Below are 15267 nucleotides of genomic sequence, written 5' to 3' on the forward strand. Positions count from 1 at the left end.
GCGTGAGCATCTGGCGCAAGCTGCAAGGGACCGGCTGACGCTCGTGACAGAGGAAATCGCGTTCAAGACCGCGGTCGAGCATCTTCAGGTCGAGAAGTATTTCCGGATGGCGTCCATTGCCGATGAAAGCATCGCGTCACACGAGAAGATCGTTCAACAGGTCCTCGACATCTCCCAGATCGATCGAGGCCGCCAGAGCGACCTCGTTCAAGCGAAAGCTCGGCTCGAGCGGGCACGCGCCAACCGCGCACTGCTCGTCGGAAAACTGCGCGAGGCACGGCAGTCGTATATGCGCCTTGCAGGACGGGCGCCTGTGCGCCTCAGCGCGGAAGATCTGGTCGGCTTGCGGGTCGACTTGCCTGCCGACGCGCTCGAGGGCGTCATTCAGTCGCATCCCGCTCAGCGGGCTGCCGAAGCCGAGGCTGAAGCTGCGCGCACCGCCGCGCGCATCGCACTCGCGTCGAGTTCTCCTCAAGTCAATCTGGAGGCCCGGGCGACGACCGAGCGGGACGCTTTCAATCGCAAGGTGGGCCCGAATATCGGTGTTGCGCTGAAGTGGAACGCTTTTCGCGGCTTCGGTGACGAGGCTGCGCAGAAAGCGGCGGCCGAACGAAGCGTCGCTGCTGCCGAGCGGTCCCAGGAAACCGGCATGGAACTCAGGGAGCAGATCCTCCAGTCTCTCGAAGAGATTGCCAGCTTGCAGGACCAGGTGGCCCTTTTGAATTCGCGCAGCACGCAGACCGATCTGGTCCGTGAAGCCTACCGGGAGCAATTCAAGATCGCCCGCCGGACATTGCTCGATGTACTCAATGCAGAGAGCGAGCATTTCGAGACCCGGTCGAGCGCCGTATCGACGCATTTCGATTTTCTGATTGCCCAGTTTCGTTCGTTCTTCGCCCGCGCGGCGCTCTCTCGCGAGTTGGGGGCGACCCCGCTCGATCAGCATCAGCAGTAAGCCGCGCCCGAAGGCTTGCAGGGAAGAAAAACTCTATAGAGAAGGAGGACAGTCATGGAGCAACAGCTTTCAGCAGGGATGGTTTCAAAGGCGGGTCGGTCGTGGGCCGGATGCCGGCTTGTGGTTGCTGTCGTGGCGCTGGCAGGTTGTGCTTCCGCGCCCCAGGAGTCCCGGATGTCGGGGGCGCTGAGCGGGCCCGATACGCTGCAGGCCAATTCAACCTGGAGGGTGACCGGCAACGAGGCGGTGCTGGTCTTCTACCGCGAATCCGGCGAGGCCAGGCAGGCCCTGAACGTATGGGTCGATGGTCGGGTGGCGGGTACTTTGCAGCCCGGGCGTTTTGCGCTGACGCGTGCGTGCGGCGGCAGCGTGGCGCTGAAGGTGATCGAGAGCGGGAAGCCGATGGGCGAGGCCGCGATCTCGCGCCAGAGCGTGCCGAGTGGCCGGACCGTTTTCTTCCGCATCGGCGAAAACGCGCAGGGTCGTTTCGAGGCGCAGCAGGTGACCGAGGCTGTCGCCCGTGGCGCGCTGTCCGATCTGAAGATTTCGCACGTCATCGACCGGCATGTCGCCGAATGCGTGCCGGCTCGTGCCGATGGGCCTGCATTCGTGCTCAGGAGGGTCGAGCTGAGTGCCGATGCCCTGTTTGCCTTCGATGGCTCCGGCGTGCAGGACATCGCTCAGCAAGGGTTGAACCGGTTGGATGCACTGAAGCAGGAAATCCGTGTGCAGGGCCTTCAGGTGCTGAGCCTGCGCATTACCGGCCATTCCGATCGCCTGGGAGGGGTTGCCCATAACGAGCAGCTGTCGCTGGCGCGTGCGACCACGGTGGCCGAATACCTGCGCCGCCGAGGGCTGGACATCCCCATGTCGACGCAGGGGCGCGGTGCGCTGGATCCGGTGAGCACCGGTTGCGTGGGGGCGCAGGCCACGCCGGAGCTGATCCGTTGCCTGTCCCCGGACCGGCGCGTCACCGTCGATCTGATCGGCCAGGTGCCCGCCAAGCCATGAGTGCGGTGCGGGTGGGAGCAGGCATTCACGCAAGCCCGGCCTGAAGGGCCGCATCGGGTTTCGAGAAATTCACAGAGCAAAAGATTTTTGGGGAGAGTTGCAATGAGCAAGCAAGTACAAGTGTCGATCAAGCATTCCAGCGGTGCGATGAGCAACGCCACGGTGGACGTCAATCACGGACCGAGCGGCCGGCCGATGGTGATCAAGGGGCAGCCAGGTTCTTCGTACCAGCTCAAGGACATGCTGACGGGGACGGCGCCGGACCAGGTGCTCGTCAAGCGCAAGGGCAACAGCCTTCATATTCGCCTGCTCGATGAACGGGATGCGGCGGTCGGGGCCGAGACGGCGCCCGATATCGTGATCGAAAACTTCTACGACGATCCCAATGCGAGCCTGACGGGCCAGGCCGAGAACGGCAGTCTCTACAACTACCTGCCCCAGGAGGGCGACGCCGCGCACCTGATCGAGCATCTGGCCGACGGCGCGTCTTCGTACCAAAGCCTGGGCTATTCCCAGGCGGCACCGGCCGCCGCCGCGGGCGCGGCGAGCGTGTCGCCATGGCTGCTGGCGCCGCTGGCCGGCCTGGCGCTGGCGGGCGGATCGAGCCACCACACTGCGGGGCAGACGATCGCACCCGTTCCGGCTCCTTTGCCTGCACCGGATGCTGTTGCGCCTTCCAGGCCGACGCTGACCGCAACGGACGACGTGGCACCGGTAGCCGGCACCATTGCCAACGGCGCTACCACCAACGACAACGTGCCCGTGCTGAGCGGCGCCGCCGAGCCGGGCGCGACGGTGAAGCTGAGCATCGACGGTGGCGCGCCGGTGACGGTGGTGGCCGACGGGGCTGGCAACTGGAGCTACACGCCGCCGACGGCGCTGGCTGACGGCCGGCACACCGTGTCGATCACGGCGACCGACGCGGCGGGCAACGTCAGCCCGGCCGCCACGCTGGGCTTTACGGTCGATACCGGCATTCCGGCGGCGCCCACGCTCGTCGGCACCGACGACCGGGGGGCGACCCAAGGTGCGATCGTCCATGGCTCGACGATCGACGACAGCATTCCGGCGCTCGGCGGCATGGCGGAGCCCGGCGCAAAGTTGACGTTGGTCATCGACGGCACGAATCCCGTCGAAGTCATTGCAGACGGTAGCGGCCATTGGAGCTACACCCCGCCAGCGCTGGCCGATGGCCAGCACAACGTCACGGTCACCCAGACCGACGCCGCCGGCAATGTGAGCCCTCCGGTGACGCTGGCTTTCACCATCGACACGGGCGTTCCGGCACTGCCGACGGTGACGGCTGCCGACGATGTGGCGCCGGTGACCGGTCCGGTCGCCAACGGCTCGACAACCAACGACAACCTCCCTGTGTTGAGCGGCACCGCGGAGGCGGGCGCTACGGTGGCACTGACCATTGCCGGACCCACGCCCTCGACAGTGACGCTGACGGCGGCTGCCGATGGCAGCTGGAGCTACGCGCCCTCGATGCTGACCGACGGCGCCTACAGCATTTCCGTCACCCAGAGCGATGCGGCGGGCAACGTCAGCCCGGCGGCGACGCTCGCGTTCACCGTCGACACGAGCGTTCCGACGGCGACGTCTTCGATCACGGCGATCTCTACGGACAGCGGTACCGCCGGCGACTTCGTGACCAGCGACAACACGCTGGCGATAGCCGGCACCAACACGGCGCCCGCTGCGGGCGAGACGGTGCAGCTGTCGCTGGACGGCGGCGCGAGCTGGGTGGCGGTGACGCCGGTGACGGCGACAAGCTGGAGCTACAACAACACCGGCACGGCACTGGCAGACGGCAGCTACAGCTTCCAGACCCGGGTCATCGACGCGGCCGGCAATACCGGAGCCATGTCGAGCCGGGCCGTGGTCATCGATACGGCGGCGCCGACGGCAACGTCTTCGATCACGGCGGTGACGACGGACAGCGCAACGGCGGGCGACTTCGTCACCAACGATCCGACGCTTCTGGTCAGCGGCACCAACACGGCGCTTGGGTCCGGCGAGGTGGTGCAGGTCTCGCTCGATGGCGGCGTGACCTGGGTGGCGACGACGCCGGTGACGGCGACGAGCTGGAGCTTCGACAACACCGGCGCAGTGCTGGCGGACGGCAGCCACAGCTTCCAGACGCGGGTGATCGACACGGCCGGGCTGACCGGGCCGGTCGCGAGCCAGGCGGTTCGCATCGACACGGGCGTTCCGACGGCCCCCGGGCTGACGGCGACGGATGACCAGGCGCCGGTGACCGGCGCGATCGCCAACGGCGCGACGACTAACGACAACCAGCCGGCGCTGGACGGCGCGGCGGAGCCGGGCGCGACCATCACCATCACCATCGACGGCACACCGGTGACGGTGACGGCGGATGCGGCGGGCCACTGGAGCTACACGCCGGCGGCATTGGCCGACGGGGTGCACAGCGTCTCGGTGACGCAGACCGATGCGGCGGGCAATGTCAGCCCGGCGACGGCACTCTCCTTCACCACCGACACGACGGTGCCGGTGGCGCCGACGATCACAGCAACGGACGACGTGGCGCCGGTGATGGGCGCGATCGCCAATGGTTCGACGACCAATGACAACGTGCCGGTCCTGAGCGGTGCGGCGGAGCCGAATGCGACGGTGACGCTCACCATCGATGGCGCACCGATGACGGTGACAGCCGACGGGGCGGGCGTCTGGAGCTTCACGCCGGCGGCGCTGATCGACGGCGTGCACAGCGTTTCGGTGACGCAGACCGATGCGGCCGGCAACGTCAGCCCGGCGGTGACGCTCGGCTTCACGATCGATACGGCCGTTCCAGCAGCGCCGACACTCACCGGAACGGACGACGTGGCGGCCATGACCGGCGTGATCGCCAACGGTTCGACGACCAATGACAATGTGCCGTTCTTGAGCGGCACGGCGGAGCCGAATGCATCGGTGACCGTCTCCATCGACGGCACGCCGGTGACCGTCACCGCCGACGGTGCGGGCAACTGGAGCTATGCGCCTCCGGCCCTGGCCGACGGGGCGCACAGCGTCTCRGTGACGCAGACCGATGTGGCAGGCAATGTGAGCCCTGCGGCGGTGCTGTCCTTCACGGTCGACGCAACGGCGCCGGCGACGCCGGCCTTCATCGGCACGGACGACGTGGCGCCGGTAACCGGTACCATCGTCGACGGTTCGACGATCAACGATGTGCGACCGGCGATCAGCGGAACAACCGCCGAACCGAATGCAACGGTGACCGTCAGCATCTCCGGCCCGAGTGATGTGACGGCCACGGTGGTGGCGGATGGGGCCGGCGTCTGGAGCTTCACGCCCGGCACCGATCTTCTCGATGGCAGCTACAGCGTCACGGTGACCCAGACCGATGCGGCTGGCAACACCAGCCTGGCCGGTGCGCCGCTCACCTTCACGCTCGACTCGGCCGCACCGCTGTCGATCTCGACGATCACGGCGATCACCAGCGACAGCGGCATTTCCTCGGGCGACTTCGTCACCAATGACCCGACGCTCGTCATCGGCGGCAGCAACAGCCCGCTGGCGGCGGGCGAGGTGGTGCAGGTCTCGCTGGACGGCGGTACGACTTGGGCGAGCACGACGCCGATGACGGCAACGAGCTGGAGCTTCGACAACAGCACCAGCACGCTGGCGGATGGAACCTACAGCTTTCAGACCCGGGTGACCGACGCGGCCGGCAACGTCGGGACCCCGTCGAGCCAAGCGGTGACCGTCGACGCCACGGCGCCTTCGGCGAGCTCGACGATCACGGCGATCTCCACCGACAGCGGCATCGCCGGAGACTTCGTCACCAGCGACAACACACTGGCGATCAGCGGCGCCAACACGGCGCTGGGGTCCGGCGAGGCGGTACAGCTGTCGCTCGATGGCGGCGCGACCTGGGTTGCGACGATGCCCGTGACGGCGACGAGCTGGAGCTACAACAACACCGGTGCAGTGTTGGCGGACGGGGCGTACAACTTCCAGACCCGCGTGATCGATGCGGCCGGTAATACCGGAACCGTATCGAGTCAGGCGGTGACGGTCGACACGGCGGCGCCCAGTGCGACTTCGGCGATCACGGTGATCTCGGCCGACACCGGTACGGCGGGCGACTTCGTCACCAATGACACCGACGGTCTGACCGTGACGGGCTCGAACACGGCACTCGCCGCCGGCGAAGTGGTGCAGATTTCGCTGGACGGTGGTGCGACCTGGGCCGCGACGACCTCGATGACGGCGACGAACTGGACCCATGCCACGGCGCCCCTGGGGAACGGCAGCTACAGCTTCCAGACGCGGGTGATCGACGCGGGCGGGCTGACCGGCCCGGTCGCGAGCCAGGCCGTGGTAATCGATGCGGGCGTTCCGGCGGCCCCTGGGCTGGCGGCGAGCGACGACGTGGCGCCGGTGATCGGATCGATCACGGCCGGCTCGACCACCAACGATGCGCAACCGACTCTGAGTGGCACCGCAGAACCGAACGCGACAGTGACCCTCACCATCGACGGCACGCCGGTCACGGTGACGGCGGATGCCGCAGGCAACTGGAGCTTGACGCCCGCGGCCCTGGCCGACGGGGCGCACAACGTCTCGGTGACCCAGACCGACGCGGCTGGCAATGTGAGCCCGGCGGCGACGCTCGGCTTCACGGTCGACACGGGCGCTCCGGCGGCGCCGACACTCGTCGGCACGGACGATGTGGCGCCGGTGACCGGCACGATCGCCAACGGCTCGACGACCAACGACAGCGTGCCGGTTCTGAGCGGCGCGGCAGAGCCGAATGCGACGGTGACGCTGACGATCGACGGCGGGGCGCCGGTGACGGTCGTGGCCGACGGAGCAGGCAACTGGAGCCACACGCCGACGGCCCTCGCCGACGGGGTGCACAGCGTCTCGGTGACGCAGACCGATGCGGCCGGCAATGTGAGCCCGGCGGTGGCGCTCGGTTTCACGGTCGACACGGCTGTTCCGGCGGCACCGACGCTGATCGGTACGGATGACGTCGCGGCCATCACCGGACCGATCGCGGGCGGTTCGACCACCAATGACAATATCCCCGTRCTGAGCGGCACGGCCGAGCCGAACGCGACGGTGACCCTCACGATCGATGGCACGCCGGTAACTGTGACGGCCGACGGGGCGGGCAACTGGAGCCACACGCCGACAGCGCTGGCGGATGGCCTGCACGGCGTCTCGGTGACGCAGACCGACGCGGCCGGCAACGTGAGCCCGGCGGCGACGCTCGGCTTCACGGTCGATGCGACAGCGCCAACAGCGCTGGCCTTCACCGGCACTGACGACGTTTCGCCGGTGACCGGCAGCATCGCCAACGGCTCGACGATCAATGACCGTCGTCCCGAGATCAGCGGCACGAGCGCCGAGCCGAATGCGACGGTGAGCACCACCATCTCCGGTCCGACCGATGTCACGGTGACGGTGGTGGCGAACGGGGCAGGGGCCTGGAGCTTCACGCCGGGGTCCGACCTCATGGACGGCAGTTACAGCGTTTCCGTTACCCAGACCGACGCGGCCGGCAATACGAGCCCGGCTGGCGCGCCCTTGACCTTCACGCTCGACTCGGCCGCGCCGCTGTCGATCTCCACGATCACCGCGATCACGACGGACAGTGGCGCTTCCTCGAGCGACTTCGTGACCAGCGACGACACGCTCATCGTCAGTGGCACCAACAGCCCGCTGGCGGCGGGCGAGGTGGTGCAGGTCTCGCTGGACGGCGGTGCGACCTGGACGAGCACGACGCCGGTGACGGCGACGAGCTGGAGCTTCGACAACACCGGCGCGACGCTGGCGGGCGGTGCCCACTCCTTCCAGACCCGGGTCATCGACGCAGCGGGCAACACCGGCGCGGTTTCGAGCCAGGCGGTGGTGATTGACACGACAGCGCCAGCCGCCACCTCAAGCATCACGGCGATCTCGACGGACAGCGGTACTCTCGGAGACTTCGTGACCAGCGACAACACGCTGGCGATAGCCGGCGCCAACACGGTGCTCGGTGCCGGCGAAACGGTCCAACTGTCGCTGGATGGCGGCGCAACCTGGGTGAGCACGGTACCGGTGACGGCGACGAGCTGGAGCTACAACAACACCGGCACGGCGGTCGCGGATGGCAGCTACAGCTTCCAGACCCGCGTGGTCGATGCAGCCGGCAATACCGGCGCGGCGTCGAGCCAGGTGGTGACCATCGATACGGCAGCGCCGAGCGCGACTTCGACGATCACGGCGATCGCGGCCGACAGCGGCACGGCCGGCGACTTCATCACCAATGACACCGACGGTCTGACGGTGACGGGCACGAACACGGCACTCGCCGCCGGCGAGGTGGTGCAGATCTCGCTCGATGGTGGCGCGACGTGGGTTGCGACGACCCCGGCGACGGCAACGAGCTGGACCCATGCCACGGCGGCCCTTGGAAACGGCAGCTACAGCTTCCAGACCCGGGTGATCGACGCGGGCGGCCTGACCGGCCCGGTCGCGAGTCAGGCAGTGGTGATCGATGCGGTCGTTCCGGCGGCACCGACACTCGTCGGAACAGACGACGTGGCGCCGGTGACCGGATCGATCATGGCCGGCTCGACCACCAATGATGCGCAACCGGCGCTGAGTGGCACAGCAGAACCGAACGCGACAGTGACCCTCACCATCGACGGCACGCCGGTGACGGTAACGGCGGATGCAGCAGGCAACTGGAGCCACACGCCGGCGGCGCTGGCGGATGGCCTGCACAGCGTCTCGGCGACCCAGGCCGACGCGGCGGGCAACGTGAGCCCGGCCACCGCGCTCGCCTTCACTGTCGACACCTCGGCACCCTCGGCGACCTCGACGATCACCACCATTGCGGGCGACAGCGGGACGGCGGGCGACTTCGTCACCAACGATCCGACGTTGACGATAGCCGGCGCCAACGCGGCGCTGGGCGCGGGCGAGGCGGTGCAGCTGTCGCTGGACGGCGGCGGCACGTGGCAAGCAGTCACCCAGCTGACCGCTACCACCTGGGGCTTCGACAACACCGGCGCGACGCTGTCGGCGGGAACCCACACCCTCCAGACGCGGGTGATCGATGCGGCCGGCAATGTCGGCACCGTGTCCAGCCAGCCGGTGACGATCGACATGACGGCGCCTTCGGCGACGTCGGCGATCACGGCGATCGCGGACGACACCGGCAGTTCATCGAGCGACTTCGCCACCGGCGATCAGACGCTGACGATCAACGGTACCAACACGGCGCTGGCGGCAGGCGAGGCGGTGCAGATCTCGCTCGACAACGGTGTGACCTGGAACACCGCCATCTCGCTGACCGGCACGACCTGGAGCTTCGACAACACGGCCAGCCCTCTGGCGGGCGGCAGCTACACCTTCCGGACGCGGGTGATCGACGCAGCCGGCAACGCCGGCGCCGCATCGAACCAGGCGGTGACGATCGACACGACAGCGCCAACGGCGACATCGACGATCACGGCGATCGCGAGCGACAGCGGCAGCTCGTCGGCCGACTTCGTGACCAGCGACCAGACGCTGACGATCAACGGCTCCAACACGGCGCTCGGCGCGGGCGAGGCGGTGCAGGTGTCGCTCGACAATGGCCTGACCTGGCAAGCGGTGACGCCGGTCACCGCCACGACCTGGAGCTTCGACAACACCGCCAACATGCTGGCGGGCGGCAGCTACGGCTTCCAGACCCGCGTCATCGATACGGCCGGCAATGCCGGCGCGGCCTCGAGCCAGGCGGTGGTCATCGACACGACGGCGCCGCTGTCGATCTCCGCGATCACCGCCATCACGACCGACAGCGGCGCTTCCTCGAGCGACTTCATCACCAGCGACCCGACGCTGGCGATCAGCGGCAGCAACAGTCCGCTGGCGGCAGGCGAGGCCGTGCAGATCTCGCTGGACGGCGGCGCGACCTGGATGAACACGGCGCCGGCGACGGCGGCGAGCTGGAGCTTCGACAACACCGGCGCGACGCTGGCCGATGGCGTCCACAGCTTCCAGACCCGGGTGATCGACGCGGCGGGCAACACCGGTGCGGTATCGAGCCAGGCGGTCACCGTCGACACGAGCGTTCCGACAGCGACATCTTCGATCACGGCGATCACGACGGACAGCGGCGCTTCCTCGAGCGACTTCGTGACCAGCGACAACACGCTGGCGATAGCAGGCGCCAATACGGCGCTCGCTGCGGGCGAAACAGTGCAGCTGTCGCTGGATGGCGGCGCAAGCTGGGTTGCGGTGACGCCAGTGACGGCGACGAGCTGGAGCTACAACAACACCGGCACGGTGATGGCGGACGGCAGCTACAGCTTCCAGACCCGGGTGATCGACGCGGCCGGCAACACCGGCACGGTGTCGAGCCAGGCCGTGGTGATCGACACGGCGGTGCCGAGTGCAACCTCGATGATCACGGCGATCTCGACCGACAGCGGCACGGCCGGGGACTTCGTGACCAGCGACAGCACGCTGGCGATCGCCGGCACCAATACGGCGCTGGTCGCGGGCGAGATCGTGCAGATTTCGCTGGACGGCGGTGCCACATGGGTGAGCACGACGCCGGCCACCGGCACGAGCTGGACCCATGCCTCGTCCGCCCTGGCGGACGGGACCTACAGCTTCCAGACTCGTGTCATCGACACGGGCGGCCTGGCCGGGGCGGTGTCAACCCAGGCCGTGCGGATCGACACCGGTGTTCCCGCGGCACCTGGGCTGGCGGCGGCGGATGACCAGGCGCCGGTGATCGGCTCGATCGCCAATGGTTCGACGACCAATGACAATGTGCCGGCCCTGAGCGGCGCTGCGGAGCCGAACGCGACGGTGACCCTCACCATCGACGGCACGCCGGTGACCGTCACCGCCGACGCTGCGGGGAACTGGAGCCATACACCGACCGCGCTGGCGGATGGCCTGCACAGCGTCTCGGTCACCCAGACCGACGCGGCCGGCAATGTGAGCCCGGCGGCGGCGCTCGCCTTCACCGTCGACACGACGGCACCGGCAGCGCCGACGCTGATGGGGGCGGACGATCAGGCGCCGGTGATGGGCGCGATCGCCAACGGCTCGACGACCAATGACAGTGTTCCAGTGTTGAGCGGCGCGGCGGAGCCGAATGCGACGGTGACGGTCACCATCGACGGTGGCGCGCCGGTCACAGTGACGGCCGACGGGGCCGGTGCCTGGAGCTTCACGCCGGCGGCGCTGGCCGACGGGGCGCACAGCGTCTCGGTGACGCAGACCGATGCGGCCGGCAATGTGAGCCCGGCGGCGGCGCTCGGCTTCACGGTCGACACGAGCGTTCCGGCAGCACCGACATTGATCGGCACGGACGACGTGGCGGCCACGACCGGAGCGATCGCCAACGGCTCGACGACCAACGACAACGTGCCGGTGTTCAGCGGTACGGCAGAGCCGAATGCCGCGATGAACCTGGTGATCGACGGCGGCGCGCCGGTGACGGTGACGGCCAACGCGGCAGGCGCCTGGAGCTTCACGCCGGCCGTCCTTGCCGACGGGGCGCACAGCGTCTCGGTGACGCAGGCCGACGCGGCCGGCAATGTGAGTCCGGCGGCAACGCTCGGCTTCACGGTCGATACAACCGTGCCGGTGGCACCCATCTTCACCGGCACGGACGACGTTTCGCCGGTGACCGGCACCATCGCCGATGGCTCGACGATCAACGATGTGCGCCCGGCGATCAGCGGCACGACCGCCGAGCCGGGAGCGACGGTGACCATCACTTTCGCCGGCCCGACRCCGGTGACGGCGACGGTGGTGGCGAACGGTGCAGGGGCCTGGAGCTTCACCCCTGGCGCCGATCTGGCTGACGGCAACTACAGCGTCACGGTCACCCAGACCGATACGGCCGGCAATACCAGCCCGGCCGGTGCGCCGCTGGCCTTCGCGCTCGACTCGGCGGCACCGTTGTCGATCTCCACGATCACGGCGGTGACGACCGACAGCGGCGCTTCCTCGAGCGACTTCATCACCAATGACCCGACGTTGACGATCAGCGGCACCAACAGTCCACTGGCGGTGGGCGAGGCGGTACAGATCTCGACCGACGGTGGCGTGACCTGGGTGAGCACGACGCCGGTGACGGCGACGAGCTGGAGTTTCGACAACACCGGCGCGACACTGTCGTCCGGCAGCCACGGTTTCCAGACCCGGGTCATCGACGCGGCGGGCAACACCGGCATGGCGTCGAGCCAGACCGTGGTGGTTGACGTGTCGGCGCCTTCGGCGACGTCTTCGATCACGGCGATCACCAACGACAGCGCTGCGGCCGGGGACTTCGTGACCAGCGACAACACGCTGGCGATCGTCGGTGCCAACACGGTGCTCGCTGCGGGCGAGACGGTGCAGCTGTCGCTGGACGGCGGCGCGACCTGGGTGAGCACCACGCCGGTGACGGCGACAAGCTGGAGCTACAACAACACCGGCGCCGTGCTGGCGGACGGCAGCTACAACTTCCAGACCCGCGTGATCGATGTGGCCGGCAATACCGGAACCATGGCGAGCCAGGTCGTGGTGATCGACACGGCGGTGCCGACGGCAACGTCTTCGATCACGGCGATCACGGCCGACAACGGCACGGCGGGCGACTTCATCACGAACGACCCGACGCTTGTCGCCAGCGGCACCAACACGGCCCTCACTGCGGGCGAGACGGTGCAACTGTCGCTGGACGGCGGTGCTACCTGGGTGAGCACGACGCCGGTGACGGCGACGAGCTGGACCTTCGACAACACCGGCGCAACACTGGCGGACGGGACCTACAGCTTCCAGACCCGCGTCATCGATGCGGGCGGCCTGACCGGAACGGTGTCAGCCCAAGCGGTGCGGATCGACATCGGTGTTCCGGCAGCACCGACGCTGATCGGCACGGATGACGTGGTGGCCGTGACCGGCGCGATCGCGGGCGGCGCGACCACCAATGACAACGTGCCGGTGCTGAGCGGCACGGCGCAGCCAGGCGCGACGGTGACCCTCACCATCGACGGCACGCCGGTGACTCTCACCGCCGACGGCGCGGGCAACTGGAGCCACACGCCGGCAGCGCTGGCCGACGGGGCGCACAGCGTCTCGGCGACCCAGACCGACGCGGCGGGCAATGTCAGCCCCGCGGCGGTGCTTTCCTTCACGGTCGATGCGACGGTGCCCACAGCACCGGCCTTCACCGGCACGGACGACGTGGCACCGGTGACCGGCACCATCGCCAACGGCTCGACGATCAACRACGTGCGCCCGGCGATCAGCGGGACAACCGCCGAGTCGAACGCAACGGTGACCGTCACCATCTCCGGCCCGAGCGATGTGACAGCGACGGTGGTAGCAAACGGGGCAGGGGCCTGGAGCTTCACACCGGGGTCTGACCTCGTGGACGGCAGCTACAGCGTTTCCGTCACCCAGACCGACGCGGCCGGCAACACCAGCCCGGCCGGCGCGCCATTGACCTTCGCGCTCGACTCGGCGGCGCCGCTGTCCATCTCGACGATCACGGCGGTAACGACCGACAGCGGAATCGGTGGCGACTTCGTCACCAGCGACCCGACGCTGGCGATCAGCGGCAGCAACAGCCCGCTGGCGGCGGGCGAGGCGGTGCAGATCTCGCTGGACGGCGGCGCGACCTGGGTGAATACGACGCCGGTGACAGCAACGAGCTGGAGCTTCGACAACACCGCCGCGACGCTGGCCGACGGCGTCCACAGCTTCCAGACCCGGGTCATCGACGGCGCCGGCAACACCGGCGCGGTGTCGAGCCAGGCGGTGGCGATCGATACGACGGCACCGGTTGCAACCTCGACAATCACCGCGATCACGGCCGACAGTGGTGTCGCTGGCGACTTCGTCACCAGCGACAACACACTGGCGATCAGCGGCGCCAACACGGCGCTGGGGGCCGGCGAGGCGGTACAGCTGTCGCTCGATGGCGGCGCGAGCTGGGTGGCGGTGACGCCGTTGACGGCGACGAGCTGGAGCTACAACAACACCGGCACGGTGCTCGCCGACGGCAGCTACAGCTTGCAGACCCGCGTGATCGATGCAGCCGGCAACCCCGGTGCGACGTCGAGCCAGGTGGTGACCATCGATACGGCAGCGCCGAGCGCGACTTCGGCAATCACGGCGATCTCAGCCGACAGCGGCACGGCCGGCGACTTCATCACCAATGACACTGACGGTCTGACGGTGACGGGCACGAACACGGCGCTCGCCGCCGGCGAGGTGGTGCAGATATCTCTCGACGGTGGCGCGACCTGGGCTGCAACCACACCGGTCACCGGTACGAACTGGACCCATGCCACGGCGGCCCTGGGGAACGGCAGCTACAGCTTCCAGACACGGGTGATCGACGCGGGCAGCCTGACCGGCTCGGTCGCGACCCAGACAGTGCGCATCGACGCGAGCGTTCCGGCGGCACCTGGCCTGACAGCAAGCGACGACGTGGCGCCGGTGACCGGTGCGATCGCCAACGGCGCGACGACCAACGACAACCAGCCGACGCTGGGCGGTACGGCGGAGCCGGGCGCGACGGTGACCCTCACCATCGACGGCACGCCGGTGACGGTGACGGCGGATGCGGCGGGCAACTGGAGCCACACGCCGGCCGCGCTTGCCAACGGGGCGCACAGCGTGTCGGTGACCCAGACCGATGCGGCCGGCAATGTCAGCCCGGCGACCGCGCTCGCCTTCACCGTCGACACGGCGGCGCCGGCAGCACCCACGCTGACGGCGGCCGACGACGTGGCGCCGGTGAGCGGTGCGATCGCCAACGGCTCGACGACCAACGACAACGTCCCGGTGCTGAGTGGTGCGGCAGAGCCGAATGCGACGGTGACTCTCATCATCGACGGTGGAGCACCGGTGACCGTGGTGGCGAACGGAGCAGGCAACTGGAGCTTCACGCCGACGGCACTGACAAACGGGGCGCACGCCGTCTCGGTGACGCAGACCGACGCGGCGGGCAACATCAGCCCGCCTGCAGCGCTCGGCTTCACGGTCGACACGGCCGTTCCGGCGGCACCGACGCTCATTGGCACGGACGATGTCGCGGCCATGACCGGCGTGATCGCCAACGGCGCGACCACCAACGACAACGTGCCGGTGCTGACCGGCAYGGCCGAGGCGAATGCGACGGTGACCCTCACCATCGACGGCACGCCGGTGACCGTCACCGCCGACGGGGCGGGCAACTGGAGCTTCATGCCGGCAGCGCTGGCCGATGGGGCGCACAGCGTCTCGGCGACCCAGACCGACGCGGCGGGCAATATCAGCCCCGCGGCGGTGCTTTCCTT

At 68.6% G+C, this 15267-nt stretch carries 3 protein-coding genes; all 3 read left to right on the forward strand.

Features of this window, described 5'->3' with window-relative positions:
• Positions 1-955: TolC family protein (locus AC1DXX_RS31085; RefSeq protein WP_478138055.1), on the forward strand; the 955-nt coding region annotated here is incomplete at its 5' end.
• 54 nt (positions 956-1009) lie between these two features.
• Complete coding sequence (locus AC1DXX_RS31090) at positions 1010-1966, forward strand: OmpA family protein (protein ID WP_478138056.1); 957 nt, start codon at positions 1010-1012, stop codon at positions 1964-1966.
• A 102-nt stretch (positions 1967-2068) separates the two neighbouring features.
• The coding region (locus tag AC1DXX_RS31095; RefSeq protein WP_478138057.1) for an Ig-like domain-containing protein at positions 2069-15267 on the forward strand (13199 nt) is incomplete at its 3' end.

Source organism: Variovorax sp. P4_B10 (genome assembly GCF_056402375.1).

Coding starts and splice junctions, on each gene's coding strand:
- AC1DXX_RS31090 (WP_478138056.1), top strand. CDS start 1,010: ATGGAGCAACAGCTTTCAGCAGGGATGGTTTCAAAGGCGGGTCGGTCG.